Source organism: Cryobacterium sp. CAN_C2, assembly GCF_015751745.1.
In the GTDB taxonomy this organism is placed as follows: domain Bacteria; phylum Actinomycetota; class Actinomycetes; order Actinomycetales; family Microbacteriaceae; genus Cryobacterium.
On the sequence record NZ_JADOUX010000021.1, the window covers coordinates 1 to 23453 of the forward strand.

Genomic DNA, 23453 nt, shown 5'->3' on the forward strand with positions numbered 1-23453 from the left:
CCACCCAAGATCGAGCCCTTTCCGAGCGCTACCGCACATGGCTCAATGAACAACCGAAAGTCAGCGCTTGACAACAATAGGAGCATCAAATTCCGAACAGCCGATGTCATTTTCGGTGCTCGTTTGCACGATTGCCCGCATGTTTTCAGGGCTGTGCAGGTAAGTGCTGAAAATGACGCACTGCTGGCGCGTGAATCTCAGAGGCAGGTGGTGACGTGTGGGTTGCTGGTCTCGTCAAAGGAACCTTTACTGAGATGAAGCTCCGCATGAAATGTCAGTGCTGGTGAGCGGCGCAGTCGCCTTCTGAATGTGACACTGTGAACGGGCTATGCACCCAGATATACCCGGGTGCATGGCTGGAAATGAATACGTTTTATCAGGACTGTCTCGTATACGGTGTTTCCGGTCGGCCGCGCGGGCCGGGGCGTCATGGTTTGGCCGAGTCAGCAGCAGACGTTGTGCTCGGATACCTGCTCGCCGGTGAGGGATGCGACGGGGACAGCGCAGGTGTCGCCCTTCCACGCCTCGATACCCTCTTTGATGGCGAAGCCGGCGATCACGAGTGCGGCAAGAGAGTCGGCCCAGGCCCAGCCGAGCAGGGTGTTTAGCAGCAGGCCGATGAGCAGGGCCGCGGACAGGTAAGTGCACAGCAGGGTCTGTTTGGAGTCGGCTACCGCCGAGGCGGAGCCGAGTTGTGTGCCGGTGCGTCGCTCGAACCAGCTCAGGAACGGCATGATGAGGAGGCTTGTCGCGGCCAGGACGATCCCGACCGGGCTATGCTCGGCTTCGCGCAGGCCCAATAGTGAAAGTGCGGCGTCGATGGTGACGTAGGCGGCGAGGCCGAAGAAGGAGAACGCGATCACGCGCAGCGCGACCCGTTCGCGTTTTTCCGGGTCGGGCGCGGAGAACTGCCAGGCGATCGCTGTGGCGGAGAGCACCTCCACGATGGAGTCGAGTCCGAAGCCGACAAGAGCTGCCGAGCTGGCGACCGTGCCAGCGGTTATCGCGATGACGGCTTCAATCACGTTGTAGGTGATCGTGAGAGCAACAATCCACCGGATACGGCGTTGAAGAACGCGCGTGCGGATTGGACCGAGGATGCGCACGGTTGCACCGGTTGTGGTGCTCATGCGGCCGTCCCGCAGCACACGGGTACGTCGCAGTTGTGGTCGGCGCACTCCTCGCCATCGTCAATAGCGAGCACAACGTCGACCAACGATCCGAGCGCACGGGTCAGATGTGGGTCGGAGATCTCGTACCGTGTCTGGCGCCCTTCAGGGATCGCAACGACAATGCCACAGCCGCGCAAGCACGACAGGTGGTTGGAGACATTCGATCGGGTCAACTCAAGTTCATGCGCCAGCCGAGCGGGGTACCCCGGTTGGTTGAGGAGGCTGAGCAGGATCCGAGATCGTGTCGGATCGGCCATCGCCCGTCCGAGTCGGTTCATGACGTCAAGGCGTGAGACGAGAGTCAGCATGTACTGACCATACAGTGAAGACTGACGTAGTTGGAGGAGTGTAATCCGGCTAAACGTAAGACTGCGCTCAATCCTTCTGGTGTTCCCGGCCAGTGTTGTTCAATAGCGGCGCTGCCGGCTCGTCGGGTGGCGAAGCGGAGTGCGATCACCACGACGAGTGCGTCGTCGGCGTAGCCGAGCACCGGAATGAAATCCGGTATCAGGTCGATCGGTGAGATCAGGTACACCAAGAGGACAGCCAACCAGATTCGCACGTCTGCCGGCACGGTCTTGTCTGTTGCCAGTCTTTTCAGAAGGCGCGCGACGTCGGGGGCGAGGCGGAGCAGATCGCATAGCGTTGCACTGTCGGGCTGCCGGCGTTGTTCACGCCAGAGGATGAGCACCAGGCTCAGCCAAGGAGTACGAGGCCGCCGATGATGCTGAGGAGCACCTGCCACCATTGCGTCATGATCTATTCTCCTGCGTGTTCGATGGTTGAGTGGTCATGGGAGCGGGACAGGCGCGAGGTGATGAACATGATGATGGCCAGTGCCTGCAATGCGATGGTCACTCCGATGAGGGTGGGGATTGAGATTCCGTAGAGCGCGCCGGTGAGTGCGCCGCCGCCGGCTGTGGCGACGCCGAGGACGGCGGCGAAGATTCCGTAGGCGGTGCTTCGCCGGTTGGAGGGGACGAGGTCGGCGATGGTGGCGCGGAGGGTGGATTCCTGCACACCGAGTGCTGCGCCCCACAGTAGCGATCCGATAATGACGGGCCAGAGGGCGTCGGTGAAGGACAGGATCGGCACGAGCGCTGCAATTACGGGCAGAAAGAGTAGGAAACCTGGCCCGAATCGGTCGTAGGCCCATCCGGTTGTCAGGGCTGCGATGGCGTCGATGAGCATGACTCCGGCGTAGAGCACGGGCACGAGGGCGGGGGGAAGGATTCCGCGTTCAACGATATGGAAGGACAAGACGCCGAAGGTTGCAAATCCCAGCATCGTAATGCCGGTGAATACGGAGTACAACCAGAACGTGCGAGGCAGGCGCACAGCGGGCGTCGTGCTCGCGCGTGGAAGTCCTATGGCCGTGTTGACCGTGGTGGGGGCATTTTCGTAGTCCAGGGGATGGCGTGCTTGTGAGCGGAGCCAGACCAGGAGTCCGAGTGCTGTCACCCCGGGGAGGGCCAGCACTGCAAGCGAGGGGCCGTAGTCGTTGCCGGTGAGGGCGAGCATTCCGGCGACGACGAGGGGCCCGATGATCGCTCCCATCTGGTCCAGGGCTTCGTGGACTGCGAACCCGCGCCCGCGACCGGTGGATGCGGTAGCGAAGGAGAGCAGCGCGTCGTTGGCTGGCGAACGGACGGCTTTTCCGATGCGTTCCAGGATCACGAGGGTGCACGCGACCCACAAGACGCCGGAGAACCCGAGAGTGGGGACGCTGATGACGGTGAGCGCGTAGCCGGCGAGGGTCCACGCCCAGAACCTTTTGGTTCGATCGGCCAGAGGCCCGGAGACCAGGCGCAGCAGCAGCGCTGCCGCCTCGCCGATGCCGGTGACAATGCCGACGACCAGCGCGGTGGCGCCCAGTTCGGCGAGCAGGGGGCCGGTGATGGAACGGGCGCCCTCGTAAACGAAATCGGCAAGTAGGCTGACCGTGCCAAACGTGAGCACGAATCGCCACGCACTGATCTTCAACCGAGTGACAGTTGTCACAGGGCCTTTCATTCACTATTTGGTCGCGCTCGTTCGCGAACCTGAGTTGATTATGCGCCTGTCGGAGGTCTCCTTTTTATTGGGCCCGTCGTTTGAAGGCGATGCGCTCGTGGTGCCCGTCTGCTTCGCATGGAGTAGTTCCGAGACGACCAGCATCCACCCAAGACGGACCGTGCTGCTGTGTCTCCCGGACGTGGTCGCTAGGGCGTAGTTTCGCACTTACAGTCGGGGCTCGCATTTGAGACACTGGAGCTAACGCTGAAGAGCGTTGTGGTGGTGGCTCTCACCGGCTGCCAGAACAGGCTGGAGGCCACTGGATGAGCGACACCGGATCACAAGTACCTGCTTCGGTCATCGTTGTCGCGGTCGAACTCGGCCAACCAGACGCTGTTATTTTGCAGGCGTGCGCTCTCGCCACGGACCTCAGATGCGAGCTGGTGTGTGCCCACGTGGATCTGGGGCGTTACCCGGTCCAGGAGCATCCTGACGGCACCATCGTGTCGGTGCCTTTCGACCCGGACTTGCCCGAGTTGGGGGAAGGAGAGTTCGACCCGAAACTCGCCGAACATGTTACGGCTGTACTCGCCCGGGTGAACGTGACCTACACATTGCGTGCTTTGGCTGGTGACCCAGCGCGTGCGCTGAGTCACCTGGCGGACATGGTGAATGCCCGGTTGATCGTCGTCGGCACACATCATCCTGGGATTCGACGCGGGGTGCGTGATTTCTTCAACGGTTCAGTTGCGGTGCATCTGGCGCACCGGCAACATCGCCCCATCGTTGTTGTTCCTCTCGCACCAGTGACTGGTGACGGCAAACTGCCCTGGGAATGATCTGGGGTATATTGGGCGGACGGTGATGGATCCCGCCGGAGCGTTTTCAACGTTCGAACCGCACCGCACGCTGATGGTTCCTATCTCTTCGACCGAAGGATAGGACACCTATGCCCGCATACCTGCACCCTCGCTGGTCGCCTGCCGCCGAAAGGCTGAACGGGCAGTGACGGATACGACGAGTGGGCACACATGTTCAGTCGACGGCCGCGGGCTTCCCGTCGACAGCGATCTCGAGGTCGCTGAAACTTCCACCGGGGCGCCGCGGCCGGTGCATCTGCGGTGGCGATACCTGGGCCTTGTCCTGATCGGTGGCAGTGTCGGCACCGCCGCCCGGTATCTGCTGACCGAGGTTCTCCCCGTGTGGCGCGGGATTCCGCTCGGAACAATCATGATCAACGTCATCGGTGCCTTCGCGCTCGGCGTTCTGCTGGAAATCCTTGCGCGCCGCGGTCCTGATCAGGGGATGCGCCGCACCCTGCGCCTGCTCATTGGCACGGGACTGCTGGGCGGGTTCACCACCTACAGTTCGTTAGCGGTGGACACCGACGGTCTGCTCGCCAGCGACCAGATCTGGCACAGCATCCTCTACGCGGCCGCCACTCTCGCGATCGGGGCAATCGCGTCAACCGCCGGCATCCTCGCGGGTGCCTCCAGTCACGGCTGGCGACCCACCCGAGCCACGTTCAACCTCCGCAACCGGGGAGCGCGCAGATGAGTCCAGTCGTGATCGTCGCCCTGTCCGTTGCCGGCGGCATCGGTGCGGTGACCAGACTCGTCTTTGACGGATTCCTCCGCAGCCGGGTCACAACCTCGTACCCGCTCGGCACCACCGTCATCAACGTGACCGGCTCGCTCCTGCTTGGACTCGTCACCGGTCTGGCACTGGCTCATGCGATGCCCCTCGAGTGGCGTCTGATCCTGGGGACGGGTTTCCTCGGCGGTTACACCACCTTCAGCACGGCGAGCTTTGAAACGGTGCGTCTCGCGCAACAGGGACGTTACGCCGCAGCCCTCACTAACGGGCTCGGCATGTTCCTCGGCGCCCTGCTGGCAGCTGGCGCAGGGCTCTGGCTCGGTAGCCTTCCGTGGTGACACGAACAGAATCCGTGTTCCCTGCACCATACCTCCACCCATCTCTCGATTGAATAGGCGACCATGACCTTCCTCCAAGCATTGATTCTCGGGATTGTTGAGGGTATTACCGAGTTCCTTCCGGTCTCCAGCACGGGGCACCTCACCTTCATCGAAAAGCTCCTCGGACTCCGCATCGACGACGCAGGGGTCACCGCGTTCACCGCGATCATCCAGCTCGGCGCCATCGCCGCCGTCCTCGTTTACTTCCAACGGGACATCCGCCGCCTGGCAGTGGCATGGTTCCATGGGCTGGGGAACCGTCAAGCACGCGATCAGGACTACCGCCTGGCTTGGTATGTCATCTTCGGCTCCATCCCCATCGGCATCGTCGGATTCCTCGCCAAGGACGTCATCTCCGGTGGGCTCCGCAACCTCTGGGTCGTCGCCATCGCGCTCATCGCGTGGAGTGCTGTCATGTACATCAGCGAACGCGCCGCCACGTTGAGACGAGACGAACAACAACTGCGACTCCGAGACGCCATCGTCATCGGCGTCGTCCAATGCGTCGCCCTGATACCCGGCGTCTCTCGCTCCGGTGCCACGATCAGCGCCGGTCTCTGGCAAGGGTTGAACCGTGTCGCCGCGACACGGATCTCATTCTTCCTCTCGATCCCCGCGCTCGTCGCTGCGGGCGCGTATGAAGGAATCACCCAGGCCGGAGCCGTCTCATACAGCGTGGGCTGGGCACCAACACTCGTCGCGACCGTTGTTAGCTTCATCGTCGCCTACGCATCCATCGCCTGGCTACTGCGCATCGTGGCCAAACACCCCATCACCGTCTTCATCGGCTACCGCATCGCCCTCGGCAGCCTCATCATGGTCCTGCTCATACTCGGGGTCGTCTCGGCCACATAAGTCATCATCTACCAAGCCCGTGCTGGCACTCAATCTCGTCAAACTCAGCTCGAAAACTAGCCGCCAGTTCAATGCACCAACCGCACCTAGCTCAATGAGAAGGGAACGCACATGGGAAACCATCAAGATCCGTCTGTTTTGCCCCCGGCCGATGAACCGGGTCCGCGCGGGAAGACTGCTTGGGGACGGTACATCGCCAGCTGTGTGCAATGGATCAGCGACCGGCTAGGTTCCCGAGCCACCCTTATTCTCATCCTCGCCGTGGGAGCTCTCCTCGTCGTGGGTCTCACGGTGCTCTCCGCGACCGTCTATGACGCCGTGACGGAAGGGGACGGGGTGGCCGCCCTGGATCACCCCGCACTTGCTGCTGTAAAGAGCATCCGCTCGCCCGCCTTGGACGTATTTGCCACCGCATATACGAATACTGCCGGCGGGATCGTCATGCCGATCCTTACCGTGATTGCCCTCATCGTTCTTTCGCTCAAACAACGCTCCTGGACACCGACGATCCTTATCGTCGCGGCTTCCGTCGGATCGCTCCTGATGACCATTGCTGGCAAACAAATCATCGGTCGCGCCCGACCACCGCTCAGTGATGCCGTGCCACCGTTTGAATACTCCGCATCGTTCCCGAGCGGTCACACACTGAACGCAACGGTGATCGCAGGGATCATCGCGTACGTGCTGATTATGCGGCAACGTTCTGTTCGCGCCCGCGTGCTCACTCTCATAACCGCAGCCATCTTCTCGATCAGCATCGGGGCGAGCCGGGTATACCTCGGGCACCACTGGCTCACCGACGTGCTCATCGCCTTCACCCTCGGGCTGACCTGGTTAGCGATCGTGATCACGGCGCATCGCCTCTACGTGACCACCCGAAAACGATGATCAGAAACAAGGACTACCTGTGAAACGGTGCCTCTGGCCGGACGCGCTGGACTTGGGTCTGGAGGCACCGGTTAGAGACAGTTCTTACAGCCATTCATCGTCGCCATTCACGCGTGGAAGTGATCGGAGTACGTCTCCGCAAAGGAACCCTTACTGAGATGCCCGACCCCTCGGACCGACTCGGTCGTGGCGACGACTACCACTTCGGCAGGCTCGTTCGGTTAAGGCTATGGCTGCCGCCCTGGGCGTGAAGAACCTACGGGCTTTGGGAAGCTGACCGAGTCTCGGTCAGGCGCCCCAAGAGTGATCGACGCACTTTTCGAGCAGACTAATGGCTTCGCGGGCATCTCCGGTTGTGAAGCCAAGAGAGGATCCGGACCTCGATGCCGCTGCCCGGTGGAGCAGCTCAGCATGTTCTGGCCAGCGCTCTGCCGCGTATGCGGCTGCGGCACTTTTGGAGATGATCTTCCCCGTCTCGATCGTCGCAACCAGTCGAGCCGGCCCGAGCGCCATCCATCGCACCGCGGTGGCTTCCACGACAGCATCCTCCTCACGATCGGCGAGCCGCTGGTGGGAATCAGCACCGAGACGAGCCCAGTATTCGCGAAGGTTTGCCCGCGAGAACGACCGCACGCCGTCGTCAGCCCCGGCGAAGCGGCGGCGTGATGGCCGCCATTCGGAGATGCCATTGGCGGTAGCGCTTCCCTCGACTCCGTGTTCTATCTCGCGCCAGGTCACCCACGTCAGTTGAGCCCCTGATTCGCCCTGCAACAGCTTTCCTTCGACGACTTGTGTCGCCGAACTGATTGATGCGGGACCGTTTAAGAGTTGCTCCTCGGTCAGGTAGATGCCGTCGATCGGGCCATCACCTGCGGAATCAGCGTGCAGCTTACCCACCGCGCTCAGTTCCAGCTCCGTGAGTGAACGGCCGAGGAGCAGCACCAGATCGATGTCGCTTACCCCCGGCCACCAGTCGCTTACGATCGCCGATCCGATGACAATTACGTCCATCAATGCGTCTGGCGCGATCGTGCGATGTGCACGCACAAACTTGTCCACTCGATGCTGCAAAATGTCCGGTAGCAACGTGTTGCGATCCACGAACTCAAACTAACAGATGAGGGCGAGGAGCCCCTGAGGAGTCAGCGCCCATGAGCGGGTGCTTCTACACGAAACGCCGGGGTGCAACTTTCTGGCCGGGTGGCTCAGTCAAACCTGTGTCGCTCCCAGAGTTTCGCATGACCAGCTGACGTCGGAATCGAAAAGTTAAATGAAGAGGGTCGGCTGCGGTTCCCAATAAGGGAACCCTTATTGAGATGATAACTGGGAATAAGTGCAAACGACTTCTGACATTCGTGCAGCCGGCTTCTTGACGTGTGGCTTTCGGATTTATTTGGTGGGGTTCTGTCTGATTTATTTGGTGGTGTCGGTTGAAGTCACTGCGATGACGCGGGTGAATATGCACCGCATTCACGCGATTGCGGGCAGCCGTTCGCCTGACGGGTGAAATTACGTAAGCGGGGAGATGTGCCAGCCACGCACGCGCGGCGTCAGCAATCGTATCGAAGTTGAACTAAAGCCGGCAGGCTTGTACCAAGTGCTTACGAACCGCTGTTCGCGAAAACGCTCGAAATCGAACGTGCCGAAAGTGCGTCATTTCAATAGCAGGGGTACTGGCCGCTAATTGGTCACAGGTGGGAATTAAAGAACTCGAGCACCTCGGAAGCGACGAGAGTTCGCACCTTACCGGGATCGTCCCGATTGCCGAGGAAGATATAGTGACCAACGTCTGGGCCGAGAGTTCGACCTACGGCGTGAGGGATGAGGTCTCTATAGACGAGAGCATTGTCCCCGGGGGACGTGTTCTCGTCGGCGTCGCCCCATCGCAGCAGAACCGGGGCCACGATTTGTTGCAAGGACTCCGGGGCCAGCAGCCGTCCGATTCCCGGAGCCAGGAGCACTCCGGCGCGAACCCGCGTGTCTTTCATCGAGGCCGAGCCGGCCTGTGCGATTGCAGCGAGCTCGGCATCCGTGTATTTGGTTCGGAGGGCTTCGATCAAATCGGGAAACTCCGGCACGTTGGGGGCGGGGATGTGTCCCTGGAACATAGCGGCCATGATGGCGGGGTCGATGCGCGCGCCGAGGAGCGCCGCGACGGTGTAGCCGCCAAAAGAAAAACCGGCCGCACCGATACGGTTTACGTCCACGTCATGCTCTGCTACGAGGTGGTCGAGGAGCACCCTGACGTCCTGTGCCCTCTCCCAGGGGAAGGTAAAGCCCTCGACAAGATATTCGTCGTTATAACTGTTGCCGTGGTGGTCGATCGTTGCGACGAGGTAGCCGGCGTCGTTCAGCGGCGCGGCCAACCAATCCAGGTCTTCTCCTGCGCCGCCCGTACCGTGTGACAGCACAACAACAGGCGCCGGTGTCGTTCCTTGAACCGCCCAGATGCGTGCTTGCTGGGGACGGGTTTTGTGCGGATTCGACCAGCTCGTGCGTGATGGGTCCGTGATGCTGATCGTGTCGAACGTCATAGTCGAAGCCTATAGGGGGTCTTCGTTTGAAGAGGTTTGGGTCGCACCTCGATCGCATCGTCCCCGATGGAGAGCGTTTCGGGCGTCGCTTGGATCGCCGTAGCCAAGCAGCATCCGCGTCTTCGACTGATCGAAAGGTCAAGGCAGCATCGATTCGTCAATTTTGGCCGCGTGCGCGTGACTGAAAAAATCTCCCCAGCACCGCCAGATAAATCAGGAAGAACCCCGCCATTTACATCCGAAAGCCACAGGTTATGGATGCAGAACACGATGCTCCCAAGACCAGATCGGACTCCGTCGAGATCACCAGCACCGCCTGCGTTGAGGATCTTGACTGCGTGGAGGCGTACGACACGGATGAAGCAACATATGTCCGATTTGAGAGCCGCGATCGCGCTGCCAAGTATGGCTCTTCGCTGGATGATGGCGTCGTCGTGAACTACATCGTCATGAACTTCGCGGAAAGGATGCCGCGTCACCCCAGCATCAGCGCTCGGCGATGGAAGTACTCGCCGGGACCTGGCAGGACTACCACGGCAAGTTCCCAGACCGATAAGCCCGCCGACGCACAAAACCGCTGATCGGTGGGCACATAACATCTGTGCGCTATATCGCATGGGATGCAGAGAACGCGGTCTGAGCTGGCGACGCCGAATAGCATGCGAAAAGGCAGCCATTCTTCGTCGTATCTCACGGCGTAGGCGGACAACGAACGCTCAGGCCCGGCCAGTATTCTCGATCCTCAGAACCAGCTGGGGGCTCTCGTGACTGGGGTCGGCTGGTCGCTGTGTTGATGATCGTCATCGGAGCTGCTCGCTTTTCCCTGGTGGCCAATGCGTTTGTGCAGGTTTGCGGTGCCTGGTGCTGATGAGCGGCGTGGTGACACTCGTCGTAGACGAGCGGAAGGATGCGTCACGGGTGAAATGGCCGTGTCAACGAGTTCGGGGCGCTGGGGGAGTACTGTCCGGGGAGCTGTCAGCCGATCGTGAATGTGCCGACGATGGTGTGCATTCGATGACGACGGCGACCGGTGCGGGTATCCGTGCCGTCCGCCTATGTCGTCAGCGGCAAGACCTTCGGAGGGGGTGTCGATTCGCTCGATCGCGAACTGCAGGTTGGCAGGCATCCGGACGCGGTCCGGCTGCTGAGCCGGATGGACGTTGATGGAGACGTTGGCCTCGCCGCCGTGCCAGGTGACCCATTCGGCGGTGTGTCGGCCCCACCCTGCCCAGCGAGGGTCGTCTGGGGGGCCATTCGGTCTAGCCAAGGTCGAAGCCGTACCGGTGCGCATCGCCGCCGATGGCGTCGACGAGGTGCGCCAGCTCCTGCCCAAGGGCAAAGACAGTCGCGTCCTCGCCACTGAAGAAGACCGAGAGATTGGGGGCGTGATCCGCCGACCACAGGTCCCACGCCGGGCTATCCGGATGGAGCCAACGACCGCCCTCAGCGCCGCCCGCCTCGTTGTATGGCATTGGTTGTCAACGTCGCTCGCGATCGACGCCTAAAAATATTCAACCACTGCCACGCTCTCCATACCCGAAGCGGGCGAGGAAGACCGACCACAGAACAAGCGCGGTGCGGGTTCCCCTGCGGGACGGCAATGGCTGCGCTGACATCGAGCTCTCGCCTTTACTGTTTCGCAACTGATCTGCGTCCAAACTCATGGGTTTGCGGACTCGTGAAGCCTGCTCATGGCCCTTCGGGTCGCGATTGTCGCTCGGCCGGAACTCCTACCGAGGAATCCGACAGGCCCGCCCCGGAATCGGGGCCGATATAGTCCTGCTCACTAGCTGTTTGGACAACGATGGCGGAGGGCGCGATGAGACAGTCGAACAGGCTCCTGAGAAGCGGACTCTTTGTTGTGGCCCTGAGCGTCGCTTTGACCGCGTGCAGCGGTCCTGACGACCTCACTTTCAGCAACGAAAGCCCTGCCGATGTGACCATCTCTACTGGAAACGAGGAGGTCACGGTCTCAGCCTGGGGTGGGGCAAGCATCCTCGGTTCCGGCTGCAGTAAAGGAGACGTCATCGTGACGTTCAATTCTGGTCAAAAGGTTGTGGTCGCCGGACCAATTTGCCCAGGGGAGCAGATCGTGGTTCATGACGGCAAGGTCGACCTGCAACATTCCTAAAGGCAGCGCAGCGGTCATGCGGCGGAGGTGAATTCTGGCCTCTTGATGCGTCGACGCAACCAGGCGCGGCCGGATCAGGCACCTTCGCGGGACCACCTGACGGACGGGTCATCCGGGATTGATGTGGCCACGATCTGCTGCGCCGTCAGTATCCACAGGGGAGTGGGCCGGGTGAGCTGCTTGCGCGGAGCGTGGACGTCCGTGCGCCAGACAGGTCTTCGTCAGGTCTTTGTCAGGACTCGAATAGGGCCGTGACCTGCTTGGCGGCGGCGTGACCACTGTGGATGGCGCCGTCCATATACCCGTCGTTGACAGTCGCGATATCCGAGCCTGCGAGGAAAACCCGGTGTCCCGGAACTGAAACGGGAATCTCGGCCTCGCCGAGCCCCGGTGGGGAGTAAGGCCCGTACCCCCCACGGACGTTCGGCTCGTCCGCCCAGCGCGCTTCGTGGATCGCGAGGGGCGTTGCAGCCTCGTTACCAAGAGCCGAAACGGCGGCCGCGACGAAAATGCGGTGACGTTCTGAGACCGGCAACATCGAAACACGGTGGACAGCGTCGCCGACGATAAAGGCGTTGAGTACGCCCCCCCGGCCGCCGTCAGGCGTACTGTCGACGATCGAGGCAACTTCATCTCCGACGAAAATGGCGGATCCCGAACGGCCATACCTTCGCCAAAAGGGCTCCGAGTACTCTAACGCCGCTTTGATCACTGCGCCCATCGGCCGTCGCTGCAGCCCCTGATCCAGCCATCCGGGCAGCGCCGGAGCCCATCGTATGCGCGGGATGGCCACGGACGGGACGGCGAGCACCGCCGCTGCTGCTTCGATGTAGAAATCGCTGCAGCTGTCACCGGACTGCGAGTGGGAGACCCCGGTGACGTGGACACGCACGGCATCTTGACGTGAGGTATCACCAGGTCGGTTCTCTATGCGGACGACCAAATGCTCCAGCCGGACGGGTTCGGCTAATGCGCCCGCCAGTGCATGCGCGATGCTCTCAGGACCGCCCACTACCCGATCGCTTTCGCTGTCTCGTAGGAGCGTGTCACTTGCAAGGTCGGAATACAGATCAAGCAGCCCGGTGGCGCTGACCTGAGAAGGTTCAGCGCACAGCTCGGTCCGCACGACGTACGCGAGCGCGCGTGCCACTCCGTCCTCGACGTTTGCGGACAGCCACGATTGTGCTGTCTGCGAGTCCAATACCGCAAGGGCCTCGGGGTCCTCTTGGACGGTGGCGGCGAGTCGGTCCAGAGTCGCGATGGCATCCAGGAGGGCCGTTCGCGTCGCCATCGCCTCCGGGATCCGGCCAGTGAACGGTGTGGCAGAGCCGTCTCTGACGAGAATGTGTGTCCCCGCAGTGGGGACCGACACCAGATCGATGCCGAGTTCATTTGCAAGCAACCGAACCGAGTTATGTTCAGGTCCAACCCATTGCGCTCCGAGTTCTACCGATCCACCACTGGACAACACGACGTCACGGACTCTGCCGCCCACGCGGTCGCTCGCTTCGAGCACAACTACGGCCAGGCCCAGCCGCGTCAAGTCGTGCGCGGCCGTGAGCCCTGCCAGTCCAGCCCCGACGACCACCACGTCAGCCTTCAAGTTCGATTCCACGTTTATTTCCCTCACTTTTGAACTAGTCATCACTGATGACTACACCGCAGACTATGGTCGCGACGGCGCGATTGACAAGATGATACAGGTGACAGTTGAGGCGGAACAGCGACGGTTGCCGCCCGCGTCTCTCACGCGAGATGTAAATCGGCAAGCGGCGCTCACTCGACCGTGACACGTAGGGGGCCTCCACGAGGAGGGATCTCGCGGTCTCAGCACGCGCGCTCTGGCCTGACGACTCGGCGCTGATCCCACGGCAATCTATCGACACTTTCGGAGCACGGACGAGCTGTTAGGTGATCTCGTAGATGGTTTACTTTCCCAACTCCCTCCTCTCGAGACAGCCAGACCGTGGCGGGTACAAGTTGAAAACCTTGCCTTGGCCCCTCATCGAGTCTTGGTCGCTCGCCCCGGTTCGGTGCGGGTGTTTGCGGAGGGGCCTCACACCCCGGCGAGTACCGAGCGGGTCGAACGTCTCGTTGGGCTGTTGCTCAGTCACGATTTAGCGCCCGGTCTGGCGGCGACGACCATTCAGGCCGTCCTCGGCCTCGTCTCGGGATGGGCCACTCAGGCACCGTATGGATCAGACCTCGAAGAGCACTACTGGCAGGGTCTGCCGGAAGCGGCAATGCTCGTTGAGCACTTCCCCGCGTTGGCTCGGTGCCGCACGTCGGGGCTGGCCGAGCCTGAGCAGCAATTGAGCCGTGCTCTTGAACTGCTACCTTCAGGAGTTCCAGACCGTTCCCCTTTCGGGCCCGGCCCGGTGGTACCGCGCAACCTCGACGGGCCCGTGCCGGCCGAGGAGGATGATGACGACCTGCCCGTCAGCTCCAAGTCCGTGACTCTCTGAGGAGGGTTTCACCTCCGGTGGGTGTCCAGTAATGTGAGGGCATGTCCACCGCGCACATCACCTCAGTGCGACGTCGGATGTGGATTATCGGGATCGTCTGTAGCCTCGCGATTCTCGCATTCGGGCTGTGGGTGAGCGTGGCCACCGGTGAATGGATCGCTCTCCTCTGCGCGGGAGGCTTGATTGTTCTTCCCGTCGGTGGCGTGGCGACCCGTTTACACAAATCGTCGCGGTAGAGGTTCACAGTTGATTCTTGCTCGGCGCTGTTTTTTCATTGACCGATGCGCGCAACATGAGGAGCGGATCAGGCGAACGGGCACCGAGCGCGGTGGGATGATCTTGGAATGGAACTCAAGGACCTTTCAGGACCAGCGCAGATCGTTCTTCATCCCGTGCACGACGAGTTTGAATCGGTGACTGGGGATGACTGGGATGACAATTGGCTCATCATGGCCGGTTCGGTTGTCTCTGCGGAGAATGAGCGGTGGGCCTGTCGATATCCCGCTTTGGTTGTCGACCAAGCGATGGAGATCGCCGGTTGGTTTGAACGGGTTGCGACTCGGCTTGAGGCGCTCATGGAAGTGGGTGAGAACGGTGGCATTGCCCCGTCCCTTGCGTTCACTGAGCCGAACCTTGGCTTTAGCGTCCAAAGCTACGGCGAAGATACAGTCGTCGTTAGAGTTCACCTCTCACTGGAAGCATTGCCTCCAGATCGACGTGACCCGGAAGCCGATCACATCACAGAGCACACCTTCTGGATCGAAATAGAGACCACTCTCACGGATGCTGCCAGTGCCGCCGCGACCTGGCGGACGGAACTCGCCGCCTTCCCAGGACGATGATCGCTGAAGTATCCGCTAACCGTTCCCCTGCGGACGCCCGATCAAGAGCGAATTCCGAACTCAACCACACGTTCGCGACGCTCTGAAATAGCGCCCGCAGACCGTCCGGCTTGCCTGCGTCAGAGAGTCATTCAAGCTCCAGGTAGGTATGTCTTTCGACTACCAGTCAGCGGCGACCTTGATGGCCATCGCGGTCTGCGTTGGTGTGAGAACCGTCGTGTCGATCACCAGGTTGTCGAGAGCGGCGCGCTCTAGAATCACCGCAAGTTCCCGATTGCGGTCACGGTGCCAAACCAAGCCGGACGGGTCGTTGACGTGACGCATGGCCAGACGCGCATCTATTACCGATGCGTCAGCAGTGAGACGGCAAATGAACATTCGCTTCACGCCGAGGGCCGTGACGTAGCGGGCAATCTCGCGGCGATCTTCAATGACGCCCGCGAGGATGAGTTGATGGGCGCCGGCTTTGCGATAGTTGGTCGCCAGATCTCGGATGTTCTCTAGTTCCAGTTCGTGCTGAAAACGATCGTCGATCGGACTCGGCCACAGGCGTCGTACGGTGTCCACGTCGATGAATGCGTGAGGGTGACCGGCATCGGCCTCGAGCGCGCTCAGCGCTTCGCCAGCGGATGTCTTGCCGACTCCGACCGTCCCGTTGATGAACACTGCATCGACCACGAACAGATCATGTCATAAGGAATCTCGGGTCATGCCCGTCAGTAAGGTTCCCTGGCGGGCGCCCGATCCGGCACCCAGATAGCTGATATGCCGCCAGAACGCCAGCGGCGTGGTCTTGACCGTCGGTAGGGGGCTGCTCTGTTGATCCGTCGGGACACGCCTCCCGTGTGCTTATTCCGAGGTGGCCTGTTCAGACTGCTCCGGGGTGTCAGCCTCTCGGGAGTCGCGGCGCTGCCGCTGCTCTCGGGCCAGCACAACGATCCCACTCGTGAATATGACCAAGCCCACCCCGAGTGTGAGCAGCCTCAGCCACAGAACATCAGCTCCCTGGAACTGGAAGATGAGCGTCGGGGAGAGGAACACGAACGTCGCGCCTACGAAGTACCAGACTGCGGTTTGCGGTGTGGTGGTGCGCTGCGCCATGTGAGTCCCCGTTCTCTCGTCATCTTTACTACAGTACGCCGCGGAGCCTTCGGTTCTTTGTCACGGCAGCATTTACTCTGCACGTGTGGTCGTGCCCGCGGGAGTTGCCCGCGGGGGATCGTGGGATCCCTGCTTGGCCATCCATCAATCGCCGGCTTTGTGCCGCTGTCCGCTTACAGCATGGCGGATCGTTTGGTCAGGGTCTGGAGGGCGATGATGAGTGCTGTGCCTAGCAGCACGATTCCCGAGCCGACACCGGATACCACGGTGACAGTATCCGCGTTGTGTGTGGTGAAGGCGAGTACCAGGCCAACGATGCCGAGCACTGTCATGGCGATGGCGATCGCCACTATCTGAGCGCGACCTGGAGCCCACAAGCGGGAGAGTGGGAAGAAGTGAACCCCGACGACGAGGGCGATCCAGCCCAGGGCTGCCGCCGGTTCGACCTGCCGCACGATCGCGAGTCCGCCGAACAGCATGATGACTTCGACGCCGATGATGATCCAGTAACGGCCGGTGAAGCCGACGACGGCGTGATCTGTTTCGTTTTGGGCCCTTCCGCGCCGCCGCGTCAGGCGAGTTGTGCGGATGAAGGCAGCGATGATGACGATGAAGACGACCACGGCCAGTACGCACGCGACAATGCGAAGACCAAGCGCGAACGGTGCGCTGTTTACGAGTACGAAAACTAGACCGAATGATGAGCCGATGACGTGGCCGATGTATGTGGGAGTGATCGGGGGCTGCTGTGACAGGGGCTGGTAGGAGGTCATTTGTATTGAGTAGATCACCCGCGCTTCTGATCCGCGAACCCATCGACAGCGTTGTCGGACGAATACTGTCCGTTGACCTTCCGCTTGCGACACGCGGCCGACTTCCCGTCGGGCCGCTCGATCAGCACCGCACCGCCATCAAAAGACAAAAAAACACCGTCATCTTTCGGTGAAAGCCACAGGTATGACGACGAACTGGTTGCCTGACCCGTTTCAGGAACCTACATTGAGATGACCGGCGAAAAATCGGATACACAGGACTTCTGACGGTGCGGGCGACTCCTGAAAATGACACCAGCCAGCTAGCCGTTTTCGAGCGTTTCGTAACTGACGGCGTGTATCTGGAATCAGCCCGAGACTGACGAGACATAGTTGCGCGAATCGTCGTCCAGCCCGTTTCCGCGCCGTGTTGTTGCGCCGGCCCCGCAGCGACGAGACGCCTCGTATCCGTGGGATTATGCGACGACAAGGGCAGGAAGCCGGCTGCTGGACTTGGCGCAAGAAGTCTCCTCTTCGAATTGCGCTCCGTTTATCGATTCGGGACCGAGGGGTTCGAAGAATTCGCCTCGACGATTTCACGTTGGAAGACTGCGACGATGCAACGTTCCCGCCGAAGGAGCTTGAGCTATCTGGGCCTCATCGCGGTGTTGCGCGTCCTTCGAAATCCACCAAGGAGTAAGTCGACGCTTTCCTCGACCGATAAGGCACCCGTATCGATCAGCACGTCATGCTCCATCTGGGGCATTTCCTCGGCCCAGCGCGCGAATTCGTCGGAGAGGAATGCGCGTTCTCGGGAGATTCCGCGAGATGGATCGGCGCTCGCGCGCGCGAAGGCGACGTCGAACGTGCTCGTCAAGACCGCGATCATTACCGGCGTTCGCGGAGGGACCTCAGGGACAAGGGCGCTGACCTCTCCCTCGCTTCCCGGTCCCTCCGCGACGACCACAGTGACCGGGGTTGCAAGCCACTGTCCGACCACCGAGTTGAATGTGCCGTGTGCCGCACTCCAATCCGGAAGCGTCGGCAGAGCAATCTCTGCAATTTGATCCAGCTCCACCAGGGCTACCTGCTCGCCACCGGTTCTCAATCGTTCCGCGAGCGCCCGTGCAACAGTGCTCTTCCCCGCAGCGATCGGACCCGAGATCAATACCAGCATCGGACGGACATTGCTTTCGACATCACTCGTCAGGTTCATCACTCCAGCCTGGTCGAACCAACTCTGGCCGTGGGCCCGTCCGTTTCCGGGCCTGCTCATGTCTAGACGGATGCGTGACGCATAAACGTTCTCTGAGATGGCAGCAGATCTTCCAATGTTGGATTCGAGGGGATGCGATCATGCACAGTGAATTGTTGGCGACGATCTTTGGGGACAGGGAAGATCCACGTCGTCGACCGGAAAAGATATTCCGCGGAGTGTCACCGTCGGCAGGTGCGCCACCCGCTGCACGTGCATGGGCAGCGAGTGTGCTCGAGTAAGCGGGAGTTAACCCCGCCGCCTCCGACTTCGCAGTGATCAAATGCCTCCGAAAGGCGCAGCCTCGACTGACTCTGAGCGCGTCGGTCTACCTGGCAAAGGACGTGACCACACGCTAGCGATCACGGCGGTTGGATTTGTGTGGGTTGATCCGACACTGCGAGCAATGTCATCCAGAAGGGCGAGAGTGCTCAGTCTGCGCTTACGGGTGAACTGTGTTCATAGTGGCTGTCCGGCTGCTGTGGGCTCGTCATGTTGTGCACCGACGAGCGCTCCGTGGGATGCAGGCCCGACCAGGCGGGCGTATTTAGCGAGAAAACCGTTTCCGGCGGGGGTGGTGGGTCGCCGCCAGTTGTGGCGGCGTCGGGTGAGTTCGGCTTCGTCGACGCCGAGGTCCAGGCGACGGCCGACGAGGTCGATATGGATGGGGTCGCCGGTGCGGACTAGTGCAATGGGGCCGCCGAGGGCGGCTTCGGGACAGACGTGGCCGATGCTGATCCCGGTGGTGGCTCCTGAGAAGCGCCCGTCAGTGAGTAGGGCGACATCACGGCCGTGCCCGGAGCCCGTGACGGCCGCGGTCACGGCGAGCATTTCGGGCATACCTGGCCCGCCGCGGGGGCCTTCGTATCGGATCACGATCACGTCGCCGGGTCGGAGCCGGCCGGTTGTGACGTAGTTCATGGCTTCGGGTTCGTCGTCGAAGACCCGGGCCGTTCCGGTAAAGCTGCTGCGAGTGATTCCCGCGAGTTTTACTACTGCCCCGTCGGGGGCGAGGGACCCGTGCAGAATTGCCAGGCCACCGTCGGTACGAAGCGGCGAGTCCAGTGGATGGACTACCTGCCCGTCCGGTGCGGGGGGTGCCAGTGCGGTGAGGTTCTCTGCCAGGGTGGCACCAGTGACGGTCAGGGTATCGCCATGCAAAAGGCCGGCTCCTAGCAGAGTGTTCAGCACGGTGGGGACGCCGCCTACTCGGTGCAAGTCGCTCATGACAAACTGTCCACCTGGGCGCAGGTCGGCCAAGTGTGGAACCCGGCGGCTGATCCGGTCGAAGTCTTCCAGGGTTAGTTTCACACCGGCTTCGTGGGCGATAGCGAGGAGGTGTAGTACGGCGTTGGACGATCCGCCGAGGGCCATCACGGTGGTGATCGCGTTCTCGAACGCGGGCCGGGTGAGGATATCGCGCGCCCGAATACCTTGATCTAGAAGGTGGACTGCGGCGGCCCCACTGGCCTCGGCGAAGAGAATCCGATCGGAAGTTGCTGCAGGTGGGGTCGCTGAGCCGGGCAGGGCGATCCCGAGTGCTTCCGCTTCGGCGGCGACTGTGTTGGCGGTGTACATCCCGGCGCAGGACCCGGCCCCGGGGCACGCCGCGCGTTCCAGACTGTCCAGTTCCGTGTCGGAGATCCGGCCCGCCGCGTGCGCCCCGACCGCCTCGAAGACGTCCTGAATTGTAATATCGCGGCCGCGGTGACGTCCCGGCTGGCTGGTGCCCCCGTAGAGGAAGACAGCGGACACGTTCAGCCGTGCTGCGGCCATGAGCATTGCGGGCAGGCTCTTGTCGCATCCGGCGATAGTGACCAGAGCATCAAGCTGCTCGGCCTGCATTACACACTCCACCGAATCGGCGATCAGATCCCGGCTGGGTAGCGACGCACGCATCCCGGTGTGTCCCATCGCGATTCCATCCGAGATCGCCACCGTCGAAAATCGCATCGGCACGGCGCCCGCGGAGCGCACCCCGGCCGCAACGCTGGCAGCCAGATCATGCAAGGTGACGTTACACGGGGTGAGGTCGTTACCGGCAGCTGCTATCCCGATTTGCGGGAGGTCAAAGTCGGCATCTTCGAAACCGACGGCACGCAGCATTGCCCTCGCCGGAGCGCGCGCCGCTCCAACTGTTATTTGGCGGCTATGCGGCCGACGATCAATCATGCGCTGATTTCCTCTCCATCGGGTTCGGTGTCTGATGCGGCTGCATGGGGGAGTGCTGCCCAAACTCATGTCTTTGGAGCACCGTGCGGAAGAGGCAGGGGGTGCAATTGGGGCCCCAGACGGGCTTGGCGTTGGCCTCCGGGCGGGGCACGGAGTGTGGGTAAGGACACGTGGCGCAGCTCAAAACATCGGCGCTCACCTGGTTGCTGGGCACACCGCAGTCTGCGCAGGGCAGCCCTGTTTGGGTATGTGTAGGCCCATATCCAGGGCCGGCACGCGCCGGACAAGCCATGGCAAGCCGGCGGGCCAGGGTAACGCCAAGGTCAATGAGGACCTGCTGCCGTGAGGGGTTGTAGTGGGCGCGCAAGTCAGGTTCAACAAGGGCGTGTCCGTCGGCAGACGCGGCGGCAGCGAGGGCGATCGCCGTGGTGAGCCGCCCGAAACTCGTGATGCCCTTCGTGATGGCCGTGGCCGCGGGTTGCCCGGTCAAGAGTGCGGCGGGGCGCACAATCACGGCTTGTCCGGGCCAACCAGTAGGGGCCAGCTTCTCAGCTATATCGGTGTTGCTCGTAGCGCGCATGTGACTGCCGGGAATACCCAGACTGCGGTGACTTTCCCCGATCTCAAGCCCGCGGGTGTCATCGAGAAACAGCAGGCTTTCGTAGTGTCTAGGCCAACCGATCCCGGGCAAAGGACCGTAGCTGGCTTCACCGGCCAGCGCGAAGAGACCACTGGAAGCTATCGCGAGTCGTGCTTTGGCGCGGACCGCGCCCGGCGGGTTCAAAAGACGGGGGATACCCCCGGTGAAGGTCCCGAACTGGTCCGTGTCCAGTCCGGGCACGGCGATCACGCGAGCGCCGAGGACCTCAGCAAAGGCCGGGGCGACCTGGCGCTCCTTTCCTTTCAGGGGGCCGAACACAACGACACGCCCACGATAGGTATCCGTGACCGGGCGGCCCCCGTCCATCGTGGCTGGAGCGGGAGCCAGCGCGGTACTCACGAGGCCGCACCCAGAGTGCTGGCGGGGTGGCGAAGGACCGCGAAAGTTATCCCGAACCAATAGGACTGTTCGGGGTACCGCAACGCCCCGTCGTTGCGCAGCGAATGGGGCTCGTGGCATCCCCCACGGAGGCACTGCAGGCAACCGGACTCGACGAGGTCGGCCGCGACCGGCGGCATCACGCGCTCGGCCTCCACGACTTCGCATGCGACATCGCACAACCGGATCCGAGGGTCGGTGATGATGCGAACCCCAACGGGGGCGTAGTTAGCGAAGAACATCCAGTCGGCCATACGGGGATACTACCTGTCTCAAGACAATGATGACGCGTTAATTTTAACACGATCTTAATTACACGATATACAAATCGTGTAATAATTCAGGCAACGAGGTCAGCGAAGTGAAGGAGAGATACCATGAGCGGTTCGACGGATTCCACGGTGGCGAGCCCACAAATGCCGGGAGTGGTGCCCGTGACGGTGGCCCGCGGTGATGGAATCGGACCGGAAATTATGGATGCCACCCTTCGGATCCTGAAGGCGGCTGGTGCCCGGTTGGCGATCGAGGAGATCACCATCGGGGAGGCGGTGTATGCCCGGGGGCACAGTGCGGGCATCGAGCCGGGCGCCTGGGAGTCGTTGCGCCGCACGAAGGTCTTCCTGAAAGCGCCAATCACCACCCCGCAGGGCGGAGGTTTCAAATCGTTGAACGTGACCATCCGCAAGTCTCTGGGGCTGTTCGCGAACGTCCGCCCGTGTGTTGCCTACGCCCCCTTCGTGCCGACCCGGCATCCCGGGATGGACGTGGTGATCATCCGCGAGAACGAAGAGGACCTCTATGGTGGCATCGAGCACCGCCAAACCGAGGAAGTTACCCAGTGTTTGAAGCTGATCACCCGCCCCGGCTGCGAGCGGATCGTGCGCTATGCCTTCGACTACGCCCGGGCCAACGGCCGATCAAAAGTGACCTGCTTCACCAAAGACAACATCATGAAACTCACCGACGGCCTGTTCCGACGGGTGTTCGACGAGATCGCCGCCGACTACCCCGACCTCTTGTCGGAGCATTGGATCGTCGATATCGGCGCGGCAAAGCTCGCTGACACTCCCGAGCTTTTCGACGTCATCGTCATGCCAAACCTCTACGGCGACATCCTCTCCGACGTAGCTGCGCAGATTGCCGGATCGGTCGGGTTGGCCGGCTCGGCCAACATCGGCGAACACGGCGCCATGTTCGAAGCCATCCACGGCTCAGCCCCCCGCCTTGCGGGGCAGAATGTCGCCAACCCGTCCGGGCTTCTGCTTGGAGCTGTGATGATGTTGGTCCACATCGGGCAACCGGAGGTCGCAGAGCGGGTCCACAACGCCTGGCTGGCCACACTGGAAGCCGGCATCGGCACCTCCGATGTCGCATCACCCGGCACACGCCCGGTCAGCACCGCAGCCTTCGCATCCGCAGTCATCGAACGGATCGGGCAGCTCCCCGCGACGCTGCCGGCAGCGGCATACCCAGCAGGGCAACCACCACTAGCTATCGCCCCCACGCTGATCGGGCCAGCACAGGTGAAGACCATGGACGGGGTGGATGTGTTTCTACACCACCGCGACCGTGACCCTGCCGCACTCGCGGCCGCACTCACCCAAGCCGCCGACGGGACCTGGCTGAGCCTTCAGATAATCACCAACCGTGGAGTGAAAGTCTGGCCCGACGGACTACCGGAAACGTTCTGTACCGACCACTGGCGGGCCCGCTTCCAATCCCGCCAACCCGGGCTAACGCATCGCAGCCATGTCATTCAACTTCTTCACCGGTTAGATCGGGCTGGGCTCGACTTCATCAAGACGGAAGGCCTCTACCGCTTCGACGACGAACTCGGTTACTCCCTCGGACAAGGCCAGTAAGGTCCGGCATTCTCCACGATCTAACAGGGCCTGAAAGCCGCGTCTGGGCTGCTGCGGATATCTTGGATAGTGGGCCCTCTCAAAATGAGGGTTCACTGAAAGTAGAGATCCGCAGCAGCCCAGACCGCGCCGAATGACGGTCGCGAAGACCAGTGGCGGCCACTATCTCCAGCATGTTCTCACCCGACACCGCCATATAAATCAGGAACAGCCCCACCACGTAAATCCGAAAGCCACAAGGTGGTGACGTGTCGGCTGGTCCCGTCAAGGGAACCTTCGCTGAGATGCAGGTTGTGACCCCGTGCGGTGGCCTCGCTGGGCGGAGCAGCAGCGTCAGGTTGTTCAGCCCACTCCCATCTGAGGGGCTACGCTGAGTGGTCACTCCAGGGTTCACGGGATCACCTTTGAGGCAGA

General features: G+C 61.8%; 25 protein-coding genes and 1 riboswitch. Of the genes, 10 read left to right on the plus strand and 15 right to left on the minus strand.

Features of this window, described 5'->3' with window-relative positions; all coding sequences use genetic code 11:
* Positions 1-443 precede the first annotated feature (443 nt).
* From IWX77_RS14380 to IWX77_RS14395, 4 genes are all read right to left on the minus strand, one after another.
* Positions 444-1130 carry a cation transporter gene (locus IWX77_RS14380; RefSeq protein WP_196845212.1) on the minus strand — a complete coding sequence of 229 codons (687 nt, stop codon included), beginning with the start codon at positions 1128-1130 and terminating at the stop codon, positions 444-446.
* A complete protein-coding gene (cmtR, locus tag IWX77_RS14385; protein WP_196845213.1) occupies positions 1127-1480 on the minus strand; it encodes a Cd(II)/Pb(II)-sensing metalloregulatory transcriptional regulator CmtR in 354 nt (117 codons plus the stop codon). Before cmtR ends, IWX77_RS14380 begins: the two co-directional genes overlap by 4 nt.
* The gene (locus IWX77_RS14390; RefSeq protein ID WP_327012228.1) at positions 1474-1863 is read right to left on the minus strand and encodes a YkvA family protein; all 390 of its coding nucleotides are present in this window, start codon (positions 1861-1863) and stop codon (positions 1474-1476) included. Before IWX77_RS14390 ends, cmtR begins: the two co-directional genes overlap by 7 nt.
* A gap of 68 nt (positions 1864-1931) precedes the next feature.
* Entirely contained in the window at positions 1932-3173 is a 1242-nt protein-coding gene (locus tag IWX77_RS14395) for an MFS transporter (RefSeq protein WP_327012227.1), read from the minus strand.
* Positions 3174-3490: 317 nt separating this feature from the next.
* Here IWX77_RS14395 and IWX77_RS14400 point away from each other — a divergent pair, with 317 nt between their 5' ends.
* The 5 genes from IWX77_RS14400 (at position 3491) to IWX77_RS14420 (ending at position 6886) form a co-directional block, all read left to right on the plus strand.
* Positions 3491-4006, plus strand: coding sequence for a universal stress protein (locus IWX77_RS14400; RefSeq protein ID WP_196845214.1), 516 nt, complete (start codon positions 3491-3493; stop codon positions 4004-4006).
* A gap of 12 nt (positions 4007-4018) precedes the next feature.
* Positions 4019-4096, plus strand: a riboswitch (Fluoride riboswitch).
* A gap of 76 nt (positions 4097-4172) precedes the next feature.
* On the plus strand, positions 4173-4724 hold the full coding sequence (gene crcB, locus IWX77_RS14405) for a fluoride efflux transporter CrcB (protein ID WP_327012226.1): 552 nt from the start codon (positions 4173-4175) through the stop codon (positions 4722-4724).
* Positions 4721-5101 (plus strand): fluoride efflux transporter CrcB, encoded by a 381-nt coding sequence (crcB, locus tag IWX77_RS14410; protein ID WP_196845215.1) that lies wholly within the window; start codon positions 4721-4723, stop codon positions 5099-5101. The genes crcB (IWX77_RS14405) and crcB (IWX77_RS14410) overlap by 4 nt, the downstream gene beginning before the upstream one ends.
* A gap of 63 nt (positions 5102-5164) precedes the next feature.
* Entirely contained in the window at positions 5165-5998 is an 834-nt protein-coding gene (locus IWX77_RS14415; RefSeq protein WP_196845216.1) for an undecaprenyl-diphosphate phosphatase, read from the plus strand.
* A gap of 204 nt (positions 5999-6202) precedes the next feature.
* Positions 6203-6886, plus strand: a complete 684-nt coding sequence (locus tag IWX77_RS14420) for a phosphatase PAP2 family protein (RefSeq protein ID WP_327012225.1) — start codon at positions 6203-6205, stop codon at positions 6884-6886.
* A gap of 288 nt (positions 6887-7174) precedes the next feature.
* On the opposite strand, the gene IWX77_RS14425 is transcribed toward IWX77_RS14420, so the two are convergent.
* Both IWX77_RS14425 and IWX77_RS14430 read right to left on the minus strand, forming a co-directional pair.
* Positions 7175-7987: an aminoglycoside adenylyltransferase domain-containing protein gene (locus IWX77_RS14425; protein ID WP_196845218.1), complete on the minus strand. Its 813-nt coding sequence runs from the start codon at positions 7985-7987 to the stop codon at positions 7175-7177.
* A 587-nt stretch (positions 7988-8574) separates the two neighbouring features.
* The gene (locus tag IWX77_RS14430; protein ID WP_196845219.1) at positions 8575-9420 is read right to left on the minus strand and encodes an alpha/beta hydrolase family protein; all 846 of its coding nucleotides are present in this window, start codon (positions 9418-9420) and stop codon (positions 8575-8577) included.
* A 254-nt stretch (positions 9421-9674) separates the two neighbouring features.
* Here IWX77_RS14430 and IWX77_RS14435 point away from each other — a divergent pair, with 254 nt between their 5' ends.
* Positions 9675-10001 (plus strand): hypothetical protein, encoded by a 327-nt coding sequence (locus IWX77_RS14435; protein ID WP_196845220.1) that lies wholly within the window; start codon positions 9675-9677, stop codon positions 9999-10001.
* Positions 10002-10679: 678 nt separating this feature from the next.
* Here the strand turns inward: IWX77_RS14435 and IWX77_RS14440 are convergent.
* On the minus strand, positions 10680-10892 hold the full coding sequence (locus IWX77_RS14440) for a hypothetical protein (RefSeq protein ID WP_196845221.1): 213 nt from the start codon (positions 10890-10892) through the stop codon (positions 10680-10682).
* Between the two features lie 347 nt (positions 10893-11239).
* Here IWX77_RS14440 and IWX77_RS14445 point away from each other — a divergent pair, with 347 nt between their 5' ends.
* A complete protein-coding gene (locus IWX77_RS14445) occupies positions 11240-11551 on the plus strand; it encodes a hypothetical protein (RefSeq protein ID WP_196845222.1) in 312 nt (103 codons plus the stop codon).
* A gap of 232 nt (positions 11552-11783) precedes the next feature.
* Here the strand turns inward: IWX77_RS14445 and IWX77_RS14450 are convergent, their stop codons facing one another.
* The gene (locus tag IWX77_RS14450; protein WP_196845223.1) at positions 11784-13166 is read right to left on the minus strand and encodes a flavin monoamine oxidase family protein; all 1383 of its coding nucleotides are present in this window, start codon (positions 13164-13166) and stop codon (positions 11784-11786) included.
* A 289-nt stretch (positions 13167-13455) separates the two neighbouring features.
* On the opposite strand from IWX77_RS14450, the gene IWX77_RS14455 reads away from it, so the two are divergent.
* Complete coding sequence (locus tag IWX77_RS14455; protein WP_334353676.1) at positions 13456-14016, plus strand: TetR/AcrR family transcriptional regulator C-terminal domain-containing protein; 561 nt, start codon at positions 13456-13458, stop codon at positions 14014-14016.
* Positions 14017-14360: 344 nt separating this feature from the next.
* Complete coding sequence (locus IWX77_RS14460) at positions 14361-14858, plus strand: WapI family immunity protein (RefSeq protein ID WP_196845224.1); 498 nt, start codon at positions 14361-14363, stop codon at positions 14856-14858.
* A gap of 159 nt (positions 14859-15017) precedes the next feature.
* Here IWX77_RS14460 and IWX77_RS14465 read toward each other — a convergent pair whose 3' ends face one another.
* The 7 genes from IWX77_RS14465 to IWX77_RS14490 form a co-directional block, all read right to left on the minus strand.
* Positions 15018-15536 carry a hypothetical protein gene (locus IWX77_RS14465; RefSeq protein ID WP_327012224.1) on the minus strand — a complete coding sequence of 173 codons (519 nt, stop codon included), beginning with the start codon at positions 15534-15536 and terminating at the stop codon, positions 15018-15020.
* 171 nt (positions 15537-15707) lie between these two features.
* Positions 15708-15959 (minus strand): hypothetical protein, encoded by a 252-nt coding sequence (locus IWX77_RS14470; RefSeq protein WP_196845225.1) that lies wholly within the window; start codon positions 15957-15959, stop codon positions 15708-15710.
* A 173-nt stretch (positions 15960-16132) separates the two neighbouring features.
* Entirely contained in the window at positions 16133-16732 is a 600-nt protein-coding gene (locus tag IWX77_RS14475) for a hypothetical protein (RefSeq protein WP_196845226.1), read from the minus strand.
* A 625-nt stretch (positions 16733-17357) separates the two neighbouring features.
* Positions 17358-17927, minus strand: a complete 570-nt coding sequence (locus IWX77_RS14480; RefSeq protein ID WP_196845227.1) for a zeta toxin family protein — start codon at positions 17925-17927, stop codon at positions 17358-17360.
* Between the two features lie 498 nt (positions 17928-18425).
* Complete coding sequence (gene ilvD, locus IWX77_RS14485; protein ID WP_196845228.1) at positions 18426-20138, minus strand: dihydroxy-acid dehydratase; 1713 nt, start codon at positions 20136-20138, stop codon at positions 18426-18428.
* Positions 20131-21105: a DUF6671 family protein gene (locus tag IWX77_RS17480; RefSeq protein ID WP_442784482.1), complete on the minus strand. Its 975-nt coding sequence runs from the start codon at positions 21103-21105 to the stop codon at positions 20131-20133. The genes ilvD and IWX77_RS17480 overlap by 8 nt, the downstream gene beginning before the upstream one ends.
* 29 nt (positions 21106-21134) lie before the next feature.
* Positions 21135-21431 (minus strand): hypothetical protein, encoded by a 297-nt coding sequence (locus IWX77_RS14490; RefSeq protein ID WP_196845229.1) that lies wholly within the window; start codon positions 21429-21431, stop codon positions 21135-21137.
* Between the two features lie 123 nt (positions 21432-21554).
* Here IWX77_RS14490 and IWX77_RS14495 point away from each other — a divergent pair, with 123 nt between their 5' ends.
* Positions 21555-23039 (plus strand): NADP-dependent isocitrate dehydrogenase, encoded by a 1485-nt coding sequence (locus tag IWX77_RS14495; protein ID WP_196845230.1) that lies wholly within the window; start codon positions 21555-21557, stop codon positions 23037-23039.
* The last annotated feature ends 414 nt before the right edge of the window (positions 23040-23453 follow it).

What these genes read in the sequence shown, in the direction of transcription:
- cmtR (WP_196845213.1), bottom strand. Translation starts at nt 1,480, where the DNA reads ATGCTGACTCTCGTCTCACGCCTTGACGTCATGAACCGACTCGGACGG.
- IWX77_RS14380 (WP_196845212.1), bottom strand. Translation starts at nt 1,130, where the DNA reads ATGAGCACCACAACCGGTGCAACCGTGCGCATCCTCGGTCCAATCCGC.
- crcB (WP_196845215.1), top strand. Translation starts at nt 4,721, where the DNA reads ATGAGTCCAGTCGTGATCGTCGCCCTGTCCGTTGCCGGCGGCATCGGT.
- IWX77_RS14440 (WP_196845221.1), bottom strand. Translation starts at nt 10,892, where the DNA reads ATGCCATACAACGAGGCGGGCGGCGCTGAGGGCGGTCGTTGGCTCCAT.
- IWX77_RS14435 (WP_196845220.1), top strand. Translation starts at nt 9,675, where the DNA reads ATGGATGCAGAACACGATGCTCCCAAGACCAGATCGGACTCCGTCGAG.
- IWX77_RS14430 (WP_196845219.1), bottom strand. Translation starts at nt 9,420, where the DNA reads ATGACGTTCGACACGATCAGCATCACGGACCCATCACGCACGAGCTGG.
- IWX77_RS17480 (WP_442784482.1), bottom strand. Translation starts at nt 21,105, where the DNA reads ATGGACGGGGGCCGCCCGGTCACGGATACCTATCGTGGGCGTGTCGTT.
- IWX77_RS14475 (WP_196845226.1), bottom strand. Translation starts at nt 16,732, where the DNA reads ATGACCTCCTACCAGCCCCTGTCACAGCAGCCCCCGATCACTCCCACA.
- IWX77_RS14445 (WP_196845222.1), top strand. Translation starts at nt 11,240, where the DNA reads ATGAGACAGTCGAACAGGCTCCTGAGAAGCGGACTCTTTGTTGTGGCC.
- ilvD (WP_196845228.1), bottom strand. Translation starts at nt 20,138, where the DNA reads ATGATTGATCGTCGGCCGCATAGCCGCCAAATAACAGTTGGAGCGGCG.
- IWX77_RS14400 (WP_196845214.1), top strand. Translation starts at nt 3,491, where the DNA reads ATGAGCGACACCGGATCACAAGTACCTGCTTCGGTCATCGTTGTCGCG.
- IWX77_RS14470 (WP_196845225.1), bottom strand. Translation starts at nt 15,959, where the DNA reads ATGGCGCAGCGCACCACCACACCGCAAACCGCAGTCTGGTACTTCGTA.
- IWX77_RS14495 (WP_196845230.1), top strand. Translation starts at nt 21,555, where the DNA reads ATGAGCGGTTCGACGGATTCCACGGTGGCGAGCCCACAAATGCCGGGA.
- IWX77_RS14490 (WP_196845229.1), bottom strand. Translation starts at nt 21,431, where the DNA reads ATGGCCGACTGGATGTTCTTCGCTAACTACGCCCCCGTTGGGGTTCGC.
- IWX77_RS14480 (WP_196845227.1), bottom strand. Translation starts at nt 17,927, where the DNA reads ATGAACCTGACGAGTGATGTCGAAAGCAATGTCCGTCCGATGCTGGTA.
- IWX77_RS14415 (WP_196845216.1), top strand. Translation starts at nt 5,165, where the DNA reads ATGACCTTCCTCCAAGCATTGATTCTCGGGATTGTTGAGGGTATTACC.
- IWX77_RS14460 (WP_196845224.1), top strand. Translation starts at nt 14,361, where the DNA reads ATGGAACTCAAGGACCTTTCAGGACCAGCGCAGATCGTTCTTCATCCC.